Genomic DNA, 19,040 nt, shown 5'->3' with positions numbered 1-19,040 from the left:
ATTGGACGGTGCGGATCGTCGCCCCGTTGGTATCGCTCCCAGCGGGTCGGCCCCCGCGACCAGGAAGTACGCGGAAGGGCGCGGACCGGCGTGTCGGGCCGAGCGGATCGGGCCGCGGCACCGTGACCGCCGACGGCGTCCACGCCCCGGCCCGGGTCGGCCCGCTGTCTCCGTACCCGCATCTCGCCGCCGTGCCGGCCGCGGCACCCTGGCAGCGACGGCGGCCATGGTCGCCGGCGGCCCGGAGGGACGCGCGACTGCGCCTCGCCGTTGACGTGGCGTGATGATCACCACTTCGGATCAACTCTCCCCTGACGGAAGAGTAGGTTCCCCCGGGTAACGTCGACGCGCGGCGGGCCGGCCCGTCGTGACCGCGCCGCGTTCCCACCTGAGGTTCGGGACGTCATGCGACGCCGAACCGCCTCCGATCGTTCTCGGCCGCCTGCCTCGATGCGAGGAAGGGCCGCCGCGCGCCCGCGCCCGAGTGGAAATGGCTGTATGTCTTCTGTGCTGTCCGCGGTCAACCGGCCGCGCCTGCCCCGTCCGTCCTGGCTGTCGCCGAAGGTGTTCCGCACCGAGGTCCTCGCCGGCCTGGTGGTAGCCCTGGCGTTGATCCCGGAGGCGATCTCCTTCTCGATCCTGGCGGGGGTCGACCCCCGGGTGGGGCTGTTCGCCTCGTTCACCATGGCCGTGACCATCGCGATCTGCGGCGGCCGACCCGCGATGATCTCCGCCGCGACCGGGGCCATCGCGCTGGTGGTGGCGCCGCTGGCGAAGGAGTACGGGCTCGACCATCTGATCGCGGCGGTGATCCTCGGCGGGGCGATCCAGGTCCTGCTGGCGGTGCTCGGAGTGGCGAAGCTGATGCGGTTCGTCCCGCGCAGCGTCATGGTCGGCTTCGTCAACGCCCTGGCGATCCTGATCTTCGCCGCCCAGGTGCCGCACCTGCTCGGTGTGCCGTGGCTGGTCTACCCGCTCGTCGCCGCCGCCTTGGCGATCATGGTCGGACTGCCCCGGCTCACCCGCGCCGTCCCGGCGCCGCTGGTCGCCATCGTGGCGCTGACCGTGGTCACGGTGGTCGCGCACGCGGCGGTGCCGACCGTCGGCGACGAGGGCGCGCTCCCGGACAGCCTGCCCACGCTCGGTCTGCCCCAGGTCCCGTGGACCCTGGACACGCTCGCCCTGATCGCCCCGTACGCCCTGGGGATCGCGCTGGTCGGACTGATGGAGTCGCTGATGACCGCCAAGCTGGTCGACGACATCACCGACACCCGCTCCAGCAAGACCCGCGAGTCCTGGGGCCAGGGCGTCGCCAACATCGTCACCGGGTTCTTCGGCGGCATGGGCGGCTGCGCCATGATCGGGCAGACGATGATCAACGTGAAGGCGTCCGGCGCCCGCACCCGGCTGTCGACGTTCCTGGCCGGCACGTTCCTGCTGGTCCTGGTCGTCGCGCTCGGCGACGTGGTCGCCGTCATCCCGATGGCCGCCCTCGTCGCCGTCATGATCATCGTGGCGGTGTCGACCTTCGACTGGCACTCCGTCGCCCCGGCCACGCTCAAGCGGATGCCGTACGGCGAGACGATCGTCATGCTCGCCACCGTCGTCACCACCCTGGCCACCCACAACCTGGCCGTCGGCGTCGTCGTCGGCGTCCTCACCGCCATGGTGATCTTCGCCCGGCGGGTCGCCCACCTGGTCGAGGTGACCAGCGTGCTCGACCCCGAGGGCGGCACCCGCGTCTACTCCGTGCACGGGGAGCTCTTCTTCGCCTCCAGTAACGACCTCGTCGGCCAGTTCGACTACGCGAACGACCCGGACCACGTGGTGATCGACATGACCCACGCCCACGTCTGGGACGCCTCCTCCGTCGCCGCCCTCGACGCGATCACCACCCGGTACGCCACCCAGGGCAAGACCGTCGAGATCATCGAACTGAACCGGCCGAGCGCCCGCATCCACGGCGCCCTCGCCGGCCAGCTCGGCGTCGGCCACTGATGGCCGCCACCAGCCCGGGCACCGGGCCGGAGCAGCCTGTCTCCGGCCCGGCCACCGGCCGCCTCATGCAGATCGGCGAAGCCGCGGACCGCGTCGGGTTGAGCATCCGCACCATCCGCCACTACGAGGAAGCGGGCCTGATCGTCCCGTCCGCGCGCAGCGAGGGCGGCTTCCGCCTCTACACCGGACCCGACCTCGACCGCCTCGCCGTGGTCAAACGCATGAAGCCCCTCGGCTTCACCCTCGACGAGATGCGCGGCCTCCTCGCCGTCCTCGACGCCCTCGACACCGCCACCGGCACCGACCGGGCCGCGCTGCTCGACCGGCTCGCCATGTTCCACGCCGCTGCCACCACCCGCGTTACCGCGCTACGCGACCAACTCGCCATGGCCGAAGGCTTCGCCGACACGCTCCACGCCAGACTCGACCACCATCAGCGCTCGACGGGCTGAGCGCCCCCGGTCACGGGACCGGGAGTCGGCTTCGCCTCCCCCACGTCCGGAGCGGCACGAAGATCACGTACCGCGTCACCCGGCCGGCACGTCCGTGACCGGCGGGTCAGTCACCCGGGGGATTCGGTGCCGGCGCGACGGTCATCGACCTGATGCCGCGGCTCAGCGTCGCGGTGACCGCGGAGACCCCGACCAGCCCGGCGAAGACCAGCATCGTCACGGCGGCGGGAAACCGGGCCAGCAACAGCCCGGCCAGCCCCGGCGCGAGGGCGGCGGCCGAGGTGGCGGCCAGTAAGATGACGCTGACCACCCGCCCCTGGAGCCGGTCCGGCGCGATCGACGCCTGATAGCCGAAGAGAACCGCGTTCGCGGTCGGGGCGAGGAACACCGCCGCCGCCAGTTGGCCAGCACGGCCTCCTCGGCGCGGGGCTGCTCCAACGGTCGACGGATCAGCAGCACCGCCAGCAGGGAGAGCAGATAGGTCACCGCGTTGCCGACGAACGGCAGGGAGCGACCCAACCCGAAGAGCAGGCCCCCCAGCGGCGGGCCGGCGAGCTGGGTGCCGTAGGACCGGGCCTCGTTGCGGGCGACCGCGGTCGAGAGCTGTTCGCCGGGACCAGGTTGCGCACCGCGGCGTGCTCCGCGGTGCCGAACACCGCGTTCGCGGCGGCACCGAGGACGGTCACCGTGAGGATCATCGCAAGGTTGGCCACCCCGGCGAGCACCGCGCCGGCCAGCGCGAGGTAGGCCGCCAACCGGGCCGCGTCACAGACGACCAGCAGGGTACGGCGGGAGAAGCGGGCGGCGACGACACCGGCCGGCAGCCGGCAGGCCAGCGTGGTGAGCAGGCCGGCGCTGCCGACCAGCCCGGCCTGGGCGGCCGAGCCGGTGAGGAAGAGCAGTTGAACCACGGGGCACGGGGCGGGCGCCGGCGGCCGGGCGCCGACACCCCCAGACGGGACCGGAAGAATTCCTCGCGTTCGCCGTCCCACGGGCCCCCGGTGACGCCATCGGCAATCCCATGGGCCGCCCGCGCGCGAGTCGACCGGGCGCGCTCCGGCACGACGCCGGAGGCGGAACGGCAGCCGTCACGCGGGCGGACACCGCTCGCGGCGGTTGCGGTGACACTCCGGCTCGCGGTGGGCGGTGCGACGACCGACGACACCGGCCGATCCCCGGCAGGTTGACTCCTGCCGGACGTCCTGCCTGTCTCCCGACATCGGACGCTGCTTGGCTCAGCGTCATGACACACATTCGGAAAGCGATCACCCACACGGTGGTCGCCGGGGCAGTGATCGGTGCGGCGGCACTCGTCGTTCCCCCCGCCGTGTACGCAGCGTCCGACCGGCCGGGGGCGGCCGCGACCACCCGTTCCATTCTCGACGTCATCCCGACACCGACCGTGGACCGGATGGTCGCCCAGGCCCCACTGGTCGACGCCGCCAACGTCATCCGCACCGCAGTCGAGCGCACGCCGGCCCGCGGCTACGCCGGCATCGGCCTGGTCGACGACCACGTCACGCTGTGGTGGAAGGGCACGCCGCCCACCGACGTCGCGGCGGCCGTCACCGCCGCCCGCCGCACCGCACCGGTCGAGGTGGCCGACGCCGCCTACTCCCGCGCCGAGCTGCGCAAGGCCGCCGCCCGACTCACCCCGGTGGTGGAAGCCGGCCCGGCCGGCGCCGGCCGGTCGGTCCGACTGCGCACCGACGGCAGCGGCATCGAGATCGCCGTCGACCGCACCCCGGGCGCCGCGCTGCCGAAGCTGCCGGTCACCGGCGTCCGGACCAGCGTCGTGGCCCGCGACCGGATGGTGGAACGCTCCCGGGCCAACGACACCGCGCCGTTCGACGGCGGGGCGGGCATCGGGTTCACCACGCCCGGATGCACCGCCGGGTTCGGCGTCCGCAACGCGGACACCGGCGCCGGTTACGTCCTCACCGCCGAGCACTGCGGCGCCATCGGCTCGCCCTGGCACGTCGGCTGGAACACCACCACCGGCACCGGCACGCTCGTCGGCTACGCGGTCGACAGCAACGACGACCACGACACGATGATCATTTCGACGTCGACCCCCGGTGACCACATCTACGTCGGTGGCCAGCACGACGAGATCCGTGCCCGGGTGGCCGGCTGGACCGAGGTCTTCCCCGGCCAACTGCTGTGCCAGTCCGGCTACACCTCCGCCGGGGTGCTCGGCGGTCCCGTCTGCGACCTGCGGGTCGACTTCCACTACGACGACATCGAGGACCTCGTCGAGGCCACCCAGCTCGACGGCGACGAGGCCGCCCGGGGCGGCGACAGCGGCGGTCCGGTCTACGCCGTGAACGCCGACGGCACCGTGCTCGCCGCCGGCACCACCACCCGGTCGGCGGGCCCGGGCTTCGGATTCCAGGACTTCGCCACCGCCCGTGACGACTACGGCAACCTCGTGCCGGCGACGGCGGGCGCCAGCACCTGCCGGGTCTCCTTCGTCGTCACCAACTCGTGGAGCACCGGATACTCCGCCAGCGTCACCGTCTACAACGACGGCCCGGCCGTCACCGGCTGGTCGCTGGGCTGGACCTTCCCCGGCGGCCAGGTCGTCCAGGGCCACTGGAACGGTGTCTTCCAGCAGACCGGCCCGGCGGTGACCGTCACCAACGAGAGCCACAACGCCGCCATCCCGACCGGCGGCGCCGTGAACATCGGCTTCACCGCGGACGGCGCCCCCGCCGTGCCGGTGCCGTTCACCCTCAACGGCACCGTCTGCGACTGACCTCGTCCACCGTTCCGGGCCCCGCCGCATCGTCGGCGGGGCCCGGCTGTCGTGCCGGTCAGGGCTCGGCCAGTTCCCGTCGCAGCGTGGCGCGCAGGGTCCGCACCTCGGGGGCGTCCAGTTCCCCGCACCGGTCGAGCGCCCGCCGGCGCAGCCGGCGGGCGTCGTCGGCCAGGTCCGGCGTCGCGTCGACCAGCGCCGCGAGCGCGGACAGCGTCTGCGCCTCCCACCACGGGCAGGACAGCGCGGCGTACAGCGCCAACGCCGCCCGCAGCGCCTCGGCCGCCGCCGCCACCTCGCCCAACGCCTGGAGCGCGAGCCCGTACCGGTGGACGGCGTTGGCCTCGCTGAACGTCGCGCCACACCGCTGGAACACCCGCCGGGCGCGGGCGTACTGGTTGGCGGCGTCCCGCCACCGGCCCATCCCGGCCAGGTCCGCGCCGAGGCTCATCATCGCGCCGGCCCGGGCCACCGCCGCGCCGGTCCGGCTGAGGCCGCTGCCCCGGCCGTAGAACGCCAGCACGTCGCGGTGCAACTCGGCCGCTTCAGCGAACCGGCCGAGCGCGGCCAGCGCGGCGCCCTGCACACTCGCCGCGCTGTGCTCGCCGAGGGCGTACCCGAGCTGGCGGAACAGGCCGACGGCCCGGCGGCTGTGGTCGACGGCCGGCCCGCCGCGGCCGGTCCGGACCTGGATCGCGGCGATGTAGGTCAGCGCCCACGCCTCCTCGCGACGGTCCTCGATCCGCCGGGCCAGGTCCAGCGCCCGGCCGAAGGCGGCCAGCCCGTCGGTGTTGCGGTCCCGGCAGAAGTACCGGGCCCACCCCAGGAAGTTCAGCAGGACGGCCTCGTCGTGCGGACTGCCGGCAGCCTGGGCCGCGGCCAGTCCCAGGGAGAAGATCTCGTCCCAGGAGTGCCGGTGACTGTTCGCGTCGGAATACCAGTGCAGGGCCCGGGCGACCGCGACCACGTCGGCATGCCGACCGCGTCGGGCCGCGTCGCGCAGCGCCGCCAGCCAGTTGCCGGACTCCCGGTCCAGCCAGTACGCAGCCGCCTGGTCGTCGTCGAACGCCGAGTCGGCCCGGCCGACGGCCGGTTCGAACATCGCACCGGCCTGCCGGGTACGCCGCAGCAGCCAGTCGACCATCCGGTCGTGCGCCCTCGTCCGGCTGCTCGGATGTTCCTCGGCGTCGAGACGTTCGGAGGCGTAGAGCCGAACCAGGTCGTGGAACTGGTACCGGTCCCCGGTGGTCAGGAGGACCCCGGCCTCGACCAGCTCCTCCAACGCCGCCGTCGCGGTGTCCTCGTCGGTGCCGGCCACGGCGGCGACCAGCGCGGAGGCGAAGTCGGCGCCGGGAACCAACGACGCACGCCGGAACACCCGCGCGGTCGTCGGGTCCAGTTGCCGGTACGAGACCTCGAACGCGGACCGGACGTCCAGGTCGCCGGCGGTCAGCACGGTCAGCCGTCGACGCTGGTCGCGGAGCAGGTCCACCAGTCGGCCGATCGACCATTGCGGTCGGCTGGCGAGGCGGTTGCCGGCGATCCGGAGGGCCAGCGGCAGTCGGCCGCAGAGTTTGACGAGCTGATCCGCGGCGGCCGGCTCGGCGCCGATCCGGTCGGCGCCGACGATCGCCGTGAGCAGCAGCCGGCCAGCGTCCGCGTCGAGCAGGTCGAGCGGCTGGCGGACCGCACCGGCCAGACCGGCCAGCGGACGTCGGCAGGTGACCAGCACGAGGCACCGCCGCCCGGCCGGCAGCAGGGGACGGACCTGTGCCTCGTCCGCGGCGTCGTCCAGGACCACCAGCACCGGCCGGTCCCGCGAGAGGGTGCGGAACAGGCCGCCCCGTTCGGCCGGTGACACCGGTATCCGGCTGTCCGGCACCCCGAGCGAGCGCAGCATCCCGGCCAGCGCCTCGGCCGGGTCCACGGGTGCGGCCGGCGGGGCGCCCTGCAGGTCGACGAAGAGCTGTCCGCCGGCGAAGGCCGGGCCGAGTCGATGTCCGGCCGCGACGGCGAGGCTGGTCTTGCCGATCCCCGGCGGGCCGTGCAGCACCACCACCGAGGCGGTGTCCGGCCGCCCGGCGGTGACGTCGACGGCCAGCGTCGAGAGCCGTGCCAGGAGCTCCGCCCGGCCGGCCAGGTCCGGGACGGGAGCCGGGAGTTCCCCGGGTACGGCCACCGCCGGGCGGTCGTCCGGTTGCCGCTCGGCCCGGGCCAGTGCGACGAAGCGGTCGCGGTCCGCCCCGGCCAGCCGCAGGGCGTCGGCGAGCAGCACCACCGTCCGGCGTTGCGGGCTGCGCACCCGCCCGCGTTCCATCTCCCGAATGCCGCGGACGCTGGAACCGGCCGCCTCGGCAAGCTCCTCCTGGGTCAGTCCCCGCTCCAGGCGGAGCGCCCTGAGCACCGCGCCGAACCGGTCACGCTGCACCTGACTCGTGGGCATGCTCCCCCAACCACCCAACGCCGCAGTGACGTAACGCGCATCGATGATCGCATGATCGTGACGCACCGCAAGACACTGTGGACAGAGTGTGAGCATCGCCATGCCGGAGCCGGTCCGGCGCCCGGGACGGGTCAGCCGTGGGAACCGGAGCCGACACGGTCGCCCGCGGCCCGACCGGCCGTCTTCAGACCGCGGTCCGCGTCCTCCGGCAACTGGATCGCCTTCTGCGGCAGGGGCACGACCATGGTGCCCTCCTCCGCGACCGGGCGTCCTTCCTCACGCCGGCACGCCGGCGACGGAGTCTGCGACGTTGCCCTGGTAGCAGGTCGTCGTGGAGGTGGCGGGGGCGGTCACCGTCGGCCCGTAGACGACGTACCGCTGGCCGGTCTGCGCGTTACGGCACTGGATCTGGACCCGGTAGGCACCGGTGTCGCACTGGGCGCTGCCGCGACCGTAGTAGTGATTGCTGCCCTCATGGACCCACTCCGCCCAGGAGACACAACCGGTGACACCGGTCGTCGGCAGCGGATCGTCGACGGGGTACACGCCCTCGGCGACGTTGCCGCTGTAGCAGGTCGCGGTGGCGGTGCCGGGAGCGTTCACCGGGTAGCCACCGTAGACGACGTACCCCACCCCGGTCTGAAGGTTCCGACACCGGAGCTTGACCTGGTAGCGACCGCTGGCGCACTGCACGTTGCCCCGGCCGTAGTAGTAGCTGTTGCTGCCCTCCTGCACCCATTCCACCCACGTCGTGCAGCCGGAGGCTGCGGCCTGGGCACTCGGGTCGACCCGGGCGGTCGCGCCGGCAGGGCTCGACACGGCCACGACGGAGAGACCGAGAACCGCCGCCACCGTCAACGGTAGTGAATGCCTCATCGCACTCGCCTCCTGACAATAGATGGAAGGCTGTCGATCATACCGAGACGCGGGCGCGGCGTGAAGAACGGCCACCGCCATCACCCTCGACGTCACCGCCGAGGGCGGCATGGCCGCCGGCCCGACCGCAAACCGGCCAGCACCCCGCCGACATCCGGCCCGTCCGTCAGGATCGATCGGTGGATCCGGCCCGGGGCGGAGCGCCGAGTCGCTCACCCATCCGTACGGTCGCCCCGACCGGCAGCGGGTCGATGGCTCCGGCGTCCGGTGAGCACGCCAGGACGACAGTGGACCCGAACTCGAAGTGTCCGAGCTCAGCGCCGGCCACCGCGGGAAACGGCGGATCGTACCGACGATGCTGCACCTCACGCCGCCGCGCGTTGGTGTGCAGGTCGTCGAATGCGAGGCGGGTCATGCCCACCATGGTGGCGCCGACGGCGACGATCGCCATCCGGCCGCCGTACTCGCCGTCGACCTCGACGACGATGCGCTCGTTCACCGCGAAGAGATTTGCCACATTGGCCACCGCGGCGACATTGACCGGCCAGAGTTCACCGGGAATGTAGGTGGCCGCGGCGACCTTTCCGGACAACGGGAAATGGATGCGATGGTAGTCCTTGGGCGAAAGATAGAGGGTGGTGTACGTGCCTCCGTCGAACCTGTCCGCCACATCGCGGTCACCGAGCAGCGCGGCGAGGGAATAATTGCGCCCCTTCGCCTGCACGAGCGTGTCGTTCTCGATTACTCCGTATGCTCCGACGGTGGCGTCGACCGGGGAGACGATGGCATCGACCGCGAGTGGACGCAACCCCGGCCTGAGGGTACGGGTGAAGAACGCGTTGACGGTCGGGTACTGCTCGAGCGGCAGCGCTGCCTCCTCGGGCCGGGCGCCGAAGATACGACAGTAGGTGCGGTACGTCCGGCCGCGCCACCGCACCGGAACGGTCCGCGTGGCGAGCCATCCGGCACCGCGACTGATCGCGTGCTTGGGCATGACCGACAGGAGAACAATGAGCATTCGGCCGAGCATCGAGAAATCCTAGCACGGCTCTCATTTGTCGGGATCGGGCGCGTGGAAATCACGAGATGACGTCGTGGCCCTCGAATTGCGTGTGCATATTCACCTGTTCGTGGCCGACGAACGAGACGACACCGCCAGCGGTGCCGCGGCCCCACCGACGACGGGGTCTCCGGCCTCAGCCCATGGTCGGACGCCCTCGGTCACCGGCGGCGGACATGGCACGATGACCGTGCCCTGCGCCGCCGGTGGCCGGGCACGACACTGATGGAGTCGGAATGTCCGAACTGGCCGGCGCGCCGGTGCCAGGATTGGCGAAACTGTGGACGCACGATCCGGTCACCGCCGGCCGGTATCGGCTGGTCGGTCGGCTGGGCGCGGGTGGGCAGGGGGTCGTCTATCTCGGTGAGGACGACGCCGGTGACCGGGTCGCGGTCAAGATGGTCAACGTCGATCTGACTGATCCACGGGCACGGTCCCAGTTCATGAAGGAGATCGCCGCCGCGCGCCGGGTCGCCCCGTTCTGCACCGCGCAGGTGCTCTTCGCCGAGGTGGACGGCGAGCGGCCCTACGTGGTCAGTGAGTTCATCGAGGGACCGACCCTGTACCGGCACGTCCGGGAGCGCGGCCCGCTGACCGGCAACGCACTGCACCGGCTCGCGGTCGGCACCGTCACCGCGCTCGCCGCGATCCACAGTGCCGGGGTGGTGCACTGCGATCTGAAGCCGGACAATGTGGTGCTGGGCAAGGACGGCCCCCGGGTGATCGACTTCGGCATCGCACGCGCGTTGGGAGTCACCGAGACGGCGTCCAGCCGGGTCATGGGGACCACCGCGTACATGGCGCCCGAGCGGTTCCGCAACGACGCGATCGGTCCGCCCTGCGACGTCTTCGCCTGGGCGGCCACGATCGCCTTCGCGGCCGGCGGCCGGCCGCCGTTCGGCAACGATTCGCTCTTCGCCGTGATGCACCGGGTGCTGCACGACCCACCCGAGCTGCCGACGTTGCCTCCCGTGCTGGACGAGCTGATTCGGGAGTGCCTGGCCAAGGACCCGGCGGAGCGGCCGGTCGCCGAGCGTGTGCTGGTGCGGCTGCTCCGGCAGGACGCCACGGGCACCGAGCCGCTGCGTCGGGAGAGCCTGCTCGAGGTCGGCAACGAGACCGCGGGCGCGCCGACGCCGAACCACCCGCTCCCCCCGGCCACGCCGACGGCGCCGCAGCCGCGCCCGACTCCGGCTCCGGCTCCGGCTCCGACTCCGACTCCGACTCCGACTCCGACTCCGGCTCCGGCTCCGGCTCCGGCTCCGGCTCCGGCTCCGGCGACCGTGTCGTATCCGGCCCGGCCGACGCAGCCGGCTCACCTGCCGGCGACGGAGCCCGGCGTCGGCGCCGGGCCCGACGGCGCGTTGCGGCGACTGCGTCGTGAGGCCCTTGACGCCTGGGGCATCTCGACCGCGCTCTTCCTCGGTTCGGCCGGCGCCGCCGCCGGGTACGTCGCGTCGAGCGCGTTCGGCCCGGCCGCCGCGGCCGGGGCGGTCACCCTCGTCGTGGTCTACCTGGTTCGGCTCCTGGTCGCGACGGCGGTCGGGGGACGGTCCGACCGCGGGTGACCCGGCGCGGTGGGGTCTGGGTCGCCGGCTGGCGCCGGATCGATAGGTTGACTGCCACCAGCCGCCCGCCGAGGAGGACATCCCGATGACCCCATCCGCTACGCGTACGCGGCAGTGGTTGCCCTACACCGCCGCCGTCACCGCCGGGCTGGTGGTCATCGCCGGGGCGTTCGTGTTCGTCCGGCAGCGCGAAGCGGGCCGCGAGGGGGCCCGCACCGACTGCGCCACCACCCTCCAGGTCAACTCCTCCACGGAGAAGGCGGCTCTGCTGGTCGACCTGGCCGAGCGCTACAACCGCAGCGACCGGTCGATCGACGGTGGCGGCTGCGCCCAGGTGCACGTCAGCGCGTTGAACTCGGGCCAGGCCACCGAGGCGCTGGCCACCGATTGGACCCGCACCGGCCTGCCGCGACCACAGGTCTGGCTGCCGACGTCGAGCCTGTGGACCGGCCAGCTCCGGCTGCTCGACCAGGCCGCCGGGCGGGCGCCGCAGACCCCGGACCGCTACCCGTCGATCGCCAACAGCCCGCTGGTGATCGCGATGCCGCAGCCCAAGGCCGAGCTGGTACGCCGGCGCGGACCGCTGGGCTGGGGCGAGATCCTGGGCCTCTCCGGGCGGGACGGGTGGGCGAGCTTCGGCAAGCCGGAGTGGGGCCGCTTCACCTTCGGCAAGGACAACCCGAACCTGTCCACCTCCGGGCTGGCGGCGACCATCGCCACCTACTACGCGGCGGTGCAGCGGTCCAGCGACCTGACCCGGTCCGACCTGGCCGATCCCGCGGTCACCCAGTTCGTCCGCCGGATCGAGGCCAACGTCTCGCACTACAGCGACGACTCGGTGGACCTGCTGCGCAACCTCGCCGAGGCGGACCTGGCCGGCGGGGCGGGCAGCACTGACGACATGAGTGCCATCGTCCTGCAGGAGGAACTGGTGGACCTCTACAACACGGGCGCGCTGAGCCCTCGGCAGGACGGGCAGGAGCGGGGCCGCCGGCCGAACGTCCCGCTGGTCGCCGTCCACCCCCAGGAGGGCACGTTCAACCTGGACCACCCGTTCGTGGTGCTGCCCTCCGCCGACGGGCGGCAGCGCGCGGCGGCGGCCGACTTCCAGGCGTTCCTGACCGCTGACGCGCAGCAGGAGAGCTTCGCCCGCCTCGGCTTCCGGGACCACGAGCGCCGTGCCTCGGCGGAGTTGCTCGCCAGCGTCGGCGCGGAGCCGACCGGCGGGCTGACCTACTTCGAGCCCCCGGACCCGCAGGTGGTCGGGGCGATGCTGGACGGCTGGCGCACGCTCCGTAAGAAGGCCAACATCCTGCTGGCCCTGGACACGTCCGGGTCGATGCAGGCGATGGTCGGCACCCGTACCCGTTTCCAGGTCGCCTCGGCGGCGGCGGGCAAGGCCCTCGCGCTGCTCAACGCCGAGGACCGGGTGGGGCTCTGGTCGTTCTCCTCGGAGACCCCGAAGCGGCCGAAGAGCCCCTACCGGGAGGAGGTCCCGCTCGGCGGGTTCGACCAGAAGCGGATCGCCAGCAAGGTCGCCGGCCTGCACGTCGAGGGGGGCACGGCGCTCTACGCGACGGTCCGGGCCGCACACCGGGAGCTGCTCGACCGGTACGACCCGCAGCGGATCAACGCGATCGTCGTGCTGACCGACGGCAAGAACGAGTACCGCCGGGACAACGACCTGGCCCGCCTGCTCGCCGAGGTCGCCCTGGACCCACAACGTCCGGTGAAGGTGTTCTGCATCGCCTTCGACCGGGAGTCGGACTTCGCCACCCTGGACCGGATCGCCAAGGCGTCGTCGGGCAAGGCCTTCGACGCCACCGATCCCGCCACGATCGACGAAGCGTTCGTCAAGCTGGTCAGCAGCTTCTGACGCTTCCCCCGGTCCGCACCTGACCGGAGCGGAGCCCAGGTCGCACCCGCCCTGGCCCGCAGGGCCCGGCGGCGAGGCGTGCGAACACATCGCGGTCTGGGGGCCGGGCGACGCAGCCAAGTGGGTGGCCCCATCGGCCCACGGCGACGGCGGGGTTCGACAGCCTTGTCTCGTCGAGATCGAAACCCGGGCGTACGGCGGCGGCGCGAGCGGTGAACCGGCGTACCGATGCGGTCTGCGCGACGTCGGCCTCGGGCCGGGCGCGTCTGGCAGCACCTTGCCGGCCGAGCCGGCGGGCGACGCGACCGACTATCCGGAAGGGTCAGAACGGTCGTGCTCGGCGTCCGCGAGCGACCGGAACCGGCCATCGCCGGCACGGTCGGCGCCCGGAAGCAACAGTAGAGTCGACTGCGGGAAACAGCGTCTGAACCGGGAGGAAGGTGGGCGCCATGTCCCTCATACGAGCCGACGGTGGGCCCGACTGGCTGGCCGAGCACCGGGCCCAGATCCGCCACCGCCTCAGCACGGACGGTCGGGTGCTAGTCCGCGGCCTGGCCATCGACGACCGGGGCGACGCGGCGGCGGTGATCCGGGCGCTCGGCGACGAGCCGGTGATCGAACGGGAGGGCTTCGCCCCCGGGCCGAACACGGCGCCGGCCTCTACTCCTCCAGCGAATGGCCACCGGAAGAGCCGATGTGCATGCACAACGAACTCAGCTACCGCGACGTGGTCCCCGGGCGGCTGGCGTTCGTGTGCCTCACCCCACCGGCGCAGCAGATCCGGACCGGGCGGGGCCGCCGCGGCACCGTCGAGCGCGGACAGGTCGAGCACCACCTCGCAGGGCGCCGTCACCGGCTCGCCGCGACCGGCCGCGATCAGGTCGGCCCAACGACCGTTGCCCACCTCCAGTCGCCGGGCCGAGACGTCGGTCCGGCCCGGCGCGACGTACCCTTAGCAGATCTCTCGCTCGGCCGCGACCGTGGCGAGCACCCGGGCGTGCGCCGCGGACAGCAGGGCGGGCATCCCGGCTCCCGCCGAGCGGAGGGCGTCGACGAGGTCACCGGGCAGCCGTACGCCCACCGAACCCCGGCCCGTCGCCGGGTCGTCCGCCGCCGTCCACCGCGGCGCGGCGGTTGCCGTTACCTGTTCGCCGGTGCGCGTCATCGTCTCTGCTCCCCTTCGTGCACGCCCTCGTGTGCCTGGATGTCGATGGTGAAGAGCGGGGTGGCCTGGTCGGCGTGACGCTGGGCGGAGACCGCGTCGGGTCCCTGGGCGACCACGCAGGCGAGCCGGTCCCGGAAGGAGTTCGTCCTGGTCACCACCGTCCCAGGCGTGGTCAGCGCGGCCGCCGCCACCACGCCGGGGCTCGCCGCCGCCCGCAGCCCGCCCCGAACCGCCGTGACGAGGCCCTCCCGCGCCAGCATCTGGAACCGGATCGCGGCGTGCCCGGCCCCGGGGGCCGGGGCCGGCGGCGGGCCCCCGGCGGCCCGGGCGACGACGGCATCGACCAGGTCGAGCCCCAAGGCCGCCCGCACGGCGGCGGGGATCATGCCGCCGGCGAGCCGAGGATTCACCTCGATCACCACCGGTCCGGCCGCGGTCAGGCGCAGCTCGGTGTGCGCGGCGCCCCAGCCGAGGCCGAGGGCGCGCAGCGCGCGCCGCGCGGTCCGGCCCAGCTGCTCGCGGGTCGCGTCCGGCACCTGCGCCGGGACGTCGTGGCCGACCTCGACGAACCACGGTTCGGGGCCCAGTCGCTTGCCGACCACCACCTGCGGCTCGCCGTCGAACGTCTCGACGGAGAACTCCGGCCCCCGGACCGCCTGCTCGACCAGGATCGCGAGGTCGGGCCGGGGCCGCCGGCCCAGCAGCAGCGCCGCCCATCGGGCGGTCTCGACGACGTCGGCACAGAGCCGCACGCCGACCGACCCGGAACCCGTCGCGGGCTTGAGCACCACCGGCGGCCCCAGTTCCGCGGCGGCGGCCACGGCACCGGCCACGGAGCCGGCGGTGCGGAAGCCGGGGACCGGCACGCCCGCGGCGGCGAGTGCCCGCCGACGGTGTGGTCGAGGTTCGCGGGCCAGAGGCTGTTGCCCAACCCCCGCAGCGGCCGGTGCCCGTCCGGCTGTCCGAAGAGAACGCTGTGCCGGGTGTCGACTCCCACGGCACGGGTGTGGGGGGGGGTGACCGTACGCAGCGCCCGCACCGTGCCGCACATCGATCCGCCGGAGCCGACCGGGCCGATCACGCAGTCGATCTGGCCGAGGCCGTGCACCAACTGTTCCGCGACCACGGCGTAGGAGCGCGGATTGTCGGGGTTACGGTACTGCTCGGGGCAGAAGGTGCGGGGATGCTCGGCACGGATGCGGGCCAGGCGGTCGAGCCGCGTGCGCTGGTATCCGCCGACGCGGGCGGGGTGACGGCAGATCTCCACGGTGGCGCCCAGGTCGTTGAGGCGCCGGTGCAGATGCACGTCGACGGCCGGGTCACTGACCAGGATCAGCTTCCGGCCGAGCAGGGCGGCCTGCATGGCGAGCCCGAGCCCGAACGTGCCCGAGGTGGTCTCGACGATCACGGTGCCGCGCTCCAACTCGCCCCGGGCCAGGGCGCGACGCAGGATGTAGCGGGCCGGCAGCAGCTTCATCAGGGTGAAGACGGCGCCGTAGAGGTTCGCGCCCAGCCGGACCAGCCGCGGCATCATCTGCGCCTCGGTGATCTCGTCGAAGGCGGTGCTGAGCGTCATGTCGTCATCCCCTGAAAATGGACGGACGCAGGACTGTCGGCTGTCATCCAGGATGGATCGGACGCCCGTCGGGGCCGGCGGCCCGGGCGTTGTCGCGTGCGCCGTCCCGGGTGGCTCGCACCGTGGGTGGCGGATCGGGCAAAAGCATTTCTACTGCACCCGGTCGAGGGTCGGCAACGTCCGGGCAACTACCTGCCATCGGGGAAGCGGAAGAACACGCGGCGACCGGTCGAAGTGTCCACCAGTCACCGCCCAACCGATGTCCTCGCAGGTCAGGCCACACCGATGTCGGATTGCCGCAACAGGCCCAACTCGGCGGCGCGCACTCCGACCTGGAAACGGGAACGGGCACCGAGTTCGTGCGCGATGTCCGCCACGTTGCGCCGGTAGGTCCGGACCGACATGCCCAGGCTCCGAGCCGCCGCCTCGTCGGTGTCCCCGGAACCGAGTGCCCGCAGGATGCGGCGCCCGAGCGCGGTGCGGGAGCGGCCATCGGCCCGGGGATAGCCGGCCAGGGCGGCGCCGCCCTGCCACGACGCGCGGAACAGGGCCCGCAGACTGCCCAGCAGGGCGGGCGCGCGGACGACGCATGCCCCACCCTCGTCGCCGTGGTGACTGCGGATCAGCGCGGAGACGTCGTCGACCAGCAGCGCCTCCTCCAACGTGACCGGGGCCAGCCGAACCTCGCACCGGCGGGCGACGTCGTCGAGCCGGGCAACGGCGTCCGGATCGTCCAGGACGTCCGCCGCAGCGAGGACCTTGACCTCGACCCCGGCCAGGGCGGCGCGGGTGAGGATCCGCGGCTCGGGCATGAACTCGGCGGCGCCGTGACCGGGGAGCACCACGCCGATGAAGTCGCGAGCACCGGCGGCCAGGTCCCGGGCCGCGTCGGCGACGCAGTGACCGCCGGGCTCCACGACCGCCACCGACTGTTCGTGCAGGAAACTGCGGTGCCTGCCCATCACGTCCTCGACGAGAGCCCGGGCCTGGAGCAGCATGCCTTCGATGTCGTCGCCGGAGGTCTCCGGCGCGACCGCCGGGGTGTGCGGTCGTTCGCCGCCGGCAACCTGGGTCTCATCGACAGCTCTCGTCACAGCTTCCCCTCAAGCTAGTCCGGATCACGGCGAGAAGGTCACCGATGGCGGACCGGTCACGACCGTTGACGGCAGCGCATAGGGGCATGCGCGAACGGATCTCGCTCGGCACGCGAAGAGCTCACCCAGATCAGACAACTGCTCAAGGGAATCCCATGTCAATGACGTCCGGCAACGCGCATCGAATGCGGATCATCGTAACCCAGTCCCAAAAATTGAGTCAAGATACTCGGGTTTCACCATCGTCATTTCACAACGTCCGATATCGACGTCCGGCGCGCTTTGGGGGATCGTTCCCCGGCATACCGACGGCCGATCATTGCATGGCCGCTTATCGATTCGTGGCCGTCTGTCCGGACCGGGACCGCTGGCTGTCACCGCGCCCGCCGACCTGGTCGATCCTCGGCCATGGTCAGGTCCGGGTCAGCCCCGTGTCAACCGACCCGCCCAGGCTGAGGGCCATCCCGTCTCCCCCGCCTCCGGGGTTCCGGGACCTTCGAGTCGATGGAAGGAGACGCGATGCTGGACGGATGCGTCCCATGGCCGCCACACCTGGCCGAGCACTACCGCAGCGCGGGGTACTGGCGGGGCGAAACGCTCGGCGGCCTGCTGCGGGACTGGGCCGCCGAGCACCGGGACCGGGTCGCGCTGGTCGGCGACGACGGCACGCAGGTGACCTACCGGGAACTCGATCTCTGGTGTGATCGCCTGGCGGCCGGTTTCGCCGACCGGGGCATCACACCCCGAAGCCGGATCCTGGTGCAACTGCCCAACGTATGCGAATTCGTCGCCGTGTGCTTCGCGCTGTTCCGTCTCGGCGCGATACCGGTCTTCGCGCTGCCGTCCTACCGCGGTAACGAGATCCGGCACCTGGTCACGCTCTCCGGCGCGGAAGCCTACGTCATCCCCGACGAGTTCAACGGCTTCGACCACCGGGCACTGGCCCGCGAGATCCAGGCGGAGCTGCCCCAGCTCACCCAGGTGTTCGTGGTGGGCGACGCGGGCGACTCCTTCACCGCGCTGGCCGACATCGCTCGCGACCCCGTCGACCTGCCCGAGCCGGACGCCTCCGACGTGGCCTTCTTCCTGCTCTCCGGTGGGACGACGGCGCTGCCGAAGCTGATCCCCCGCACCCATGACGACTACGCCTACCAGATCCGGATCACCGGCGAGATCTGCGAACTCGACCAGGACACGGTCTACCTGGCGGTACTTCCGGTCGAGTTCAACTTTCCCTGGGGCTGCCCCGGCATCATCGGGGTGCTGCGGGCCGGCGGCCGGGTGGTGCTGGCCGGCAACCCCTCCCCCGAGGTCTGCTTCCCGCTGATCGAGACGCACCGGGTCACCCTCACCTCGGTGATCCCGACCATCGTGCACCTCTGGCTGGACGCCGTGAAGCGCACCGACCACGACCTGTCGAGCCTGCGGGTGTTGCAGGTGGGCAGCGCCAAGCTCCACGACGAGGTCGCCGCGCAGATCGAGCCGGCCCTCGGGGTCCGCCTGCAACAGGTGTTCGGGATGGCCGAGGGTCTGCTCACCTTCACCCGCTTCGACGACCCCCAGGAGATCGTGCTGACCACCCAGGGCAGGCCGGTCTCGCCGGCCGACGAGATCCGGGTGGTGGACGTCGACGATCGGCAGGTGCCCGTGGGCACGATCGGTGAGCTGCTGACCCGGGGCCCGTACACGCTGCGGGGTTACTACCGGGCGCCCGAGCACAACGCCACGGCGTTCACCGAGGACGGCTTCTACCGCACCGGTGACCTCGTCCGACTCACCGGGACCGGCGAGATCATCGTCGCGGGGCGGAGCAAGGACGTGATCATCCGGGGTGGTGACAAGATCTCGGCGACCGAGGTGGAGAGCCACCTCTGCGCCCACCCGGGCGTGCAGCAGGCCGCGGTGGTGCCGATGCCGGACCGGATACTGGGTGAGCTCACCTACGCGTTCGTCATCCCCACCGACCCGGCGGCGGCGCCCACCCTTCCCGCGCTGCGCCGGCTGCTGCGGCAACGCGGCCTGGCCGACCACAAGCTGCCCGACCGGGTCGAGGCGGTCGAATCCTTCCCGCTGACCGGTCTGAACAAGGTGGACAAGAAGGCACTCACCGCCCGGGCCGCGGCCCGGGCCGCCGGCGCCGTCAGGACGTTGACGGCGGACGTGAGCTGAGACGG

General features: G+C 72.5%; 14 protein-coding genes and 1 pseudogene. 6 read left to right on the top strand and 9 right to left on the bottom strand.

The window, feature by feature from the left end:
• Positions 1 to 498: 498 nt before the first annotated feature.
• On the top strand, positions 499 to 1,998 hold the full coding sequence (locus tag ACH495_RS10625) for a SulP family inorganic anion transporter (RefSeq protein WP_396857467.1): 1,500 nt from the start codon (positions 499 to 501) through the stop codon (positions 1,996 to 1,998).
• Positions 1,998 to 2,450, top strand: coding sequence for a MerR family transcriptional regulator (locus ACH495_RS10620; RefSeq protein WP_396857466.1), 453 nt, complete (start codon positions 1,998 to 2,000; stop codon positions 2,448 to 2,450). The genes ACH495_RS10625 and ACH495_RS10620 overlap by 1 nt, the downstream gene beginning before the upstream one ends.
• A gap of 106 nt (positions 2,451 to 2,556) precedes the next feature.
• Here the strand turns inward: ACH495_RS10620 and ACH495_RS10615 are convergent, their stop codons facing one another.
• Positions 2,557 to 2,838, bottom strand: a complete 282-nt coding sequence (locus tag ACH495_RS10615) for a hypothetical protein (protein WP_396857465.1) — start codon at positions 2,836 to 2,838, stop codon at positions 2,557 to 2,559.
• Positions 2,839 to 2,932: 94 nt separating this feature from the next.
• The gene (locus ACH495_RS10610) at positions 2,933 to 3,361 is read right to left on the bottom strand and encodes a hypothetical protein (protein WP_396857464.1); all 429 of its coding nucleotides are present in this window, start codon (positions 3,359 to 3,361) and stop codon (positions 2,933 to 2,935) included.
• A 332-nt stretch (positions 3,362 to 3,693) separates the two neighbouring features.
• On the opposite strand from ACH495_RS10610, the gene ACH495_RS10605 reads away from it, so the two are divergent.
• A complete protein-coding gene (locus ACH495_RS10605) occupies positions 3,694 to 5,208 on the top strand; it encodes a cellulose binding domain-containing protein (protein ID WP_396857463.1) in 1,515 nt (504 codons plus the stop codon).
• A gap of 58 nt (positions 5,209 to 5,266) precedes the next feature.
• Here ACH495_RS10605 and ACH495_RS10600 read toward each other — a convergent pair whose 3' ends face one another.
• The 3 genes from ACH495_RS10600 to asd all read right to left on the bottom strand — a co-directional run bounded on the left by ACH495_RS10600 (position 5,267) and on the right by asd (position 9,557).
• A complete protein-coding gene (locus tag ACH495_RS10600) occupies positions 5,267 to 7,651 on the bottom strand; it encodes an ATP-binding protein (protein ID WP_396857462.1) in 2,385 nt (794 codons plus the stop codon).
• Between the two features lie 276 nt (positions 7,652 to 7,927).
• Complete coding sequence (locus ACH495_RS10595; RefSeq protein ID WP_396857461.1) at positions 7,928 to 8,527, bottom strand: hypothetical protein; 600 nt, start codon at positions 8,525 to 8,527, stop codon at positions 7,928 to 7,930.
• A gap of 166 nt (positions 8,528 to 8,693) precedes the next feature.
• Positions 8,694 to 9,557: an archaetidylserine decarboxylase gene (gene asd, locus ACH495_RS10590; protein ID WP_396857460.1), complete on the bottom strand. Its 864-nt coding sequence runs from the start codon at positions 9,555 to 9,557 to the stop codon at positions 8,694 to 8,696.
• A gap of 266 nt (positions 9,558 to 9,823) precedes the next feature.
• Between asd and ACH495_RS10585 the strand changes: the two genes are divergently transcribed.
• Complete coding sequence (locus ACH495_RS10585) at positions 9,824 to 11,155, top strand: serine/threonine-protein kinase (protein ID WP_396857459.1); 1,332 nt, start codon at positions 9,824 to 9,826, stop codon at positions 11,153 to 11,155.
• An 85-nt stretch (positions 11,156 to 11,240) separates the two neighbouring features.
• The gene (locus ACH495_RS10580; RefSeq protein WP_396857458.1) at positions 11,241 to 13,031 is read left to right on the top strand and encodes a substrate-binding domain-containing protein; all 1,791 of its coding nucleotides are present in this window, start codon (positions 11,241 to 11,243) and stop codon (positions 13,029 to 13,031) included.
• Positions 13,032 to 13,983: 952 nt separating this feature from the next.
• Here the strand turns inward: ACH495_RS10580 and ACH495_RS10575 are convergent.
• From ACH495_RS10575 to ACH495_RS10560, 4 genes and pseudogenes are all read right to left on the bottom strand, one after another.
• Positions 13,984 to 14,196, bottom strand: a complete 213-nt coding sequence (locus ACH495_RS10575) for a hypothetical protein (protein WP_396857457.1) — start codon at positions 14,194 to 14,196, stop codon at positions 13,984 to 13,986.
• Positions 14,193 to 15,245, bottom strand: a complete 1,053-nt coding sequence (locus tag ACH495_RS10570) for an ATP-grasp domain-containing protein (protein ID WP_396857456.1) — start codon at positions 15,243 to 15,245, stop codon at positions 14,193 to 14,195. The genes ACH495_RS10575 and ACH495_RS10570 overlap by 4 nt, the downstream gene beginning before the upstream one ends.
• Positions 15,212 to 15,673, bottom strand: a pseudogene (locus ACH495_RS10565) (pyridoxal-phosphate dependent enzyme); the annotation flags it as partial. The gene ACH495_RS10570 and the pseudogene ACH495_RS10565, both read right to left, overlap by 34 nt.
• Before the next feature lie 371 nt (positions 15,674 to 16,044).
• Entirely contained in the window at positions 16,045 to 16,866 is an 822-nt protein-coding gene (locus tag ACH495_RS10560; protein WP_396857455.1) for a hypothetical protein, read from the bottom strand.
• Positions 16,867 to 17,385: 519 nt separating this feature from the next.
• Between ACH495_RS10560 and ACH495_RS10555 the strand changes: the two genes are divergently transcribed.
• A complete protein-coding gene (locus tag ACH495_RS10555; protein WP_396857454.1) occupies positions 17,386 to 19,035 on the top strand; it encodes a (2,3-dihydroxybenzoyl)adenylate synthase in 1,650 nt (549 codons plus the stop codon).
• Positions 19,036 to 19,040 lie beyond the last annotated feature (5 nt).

Origin of the sequence: Micromonospora sp. NPDC018662 (assembly GCF_044391475.1) — a bacterium.
Classification (GTDB): domain Bacteria; phylum Actinomycetota; class Actinomycetes; order Mycobacteriales; family Micromonosporaceae; genus Micromonospora.
This window is presented reverse-complemented; position numbering and strand designations above follow the sequence as displayed.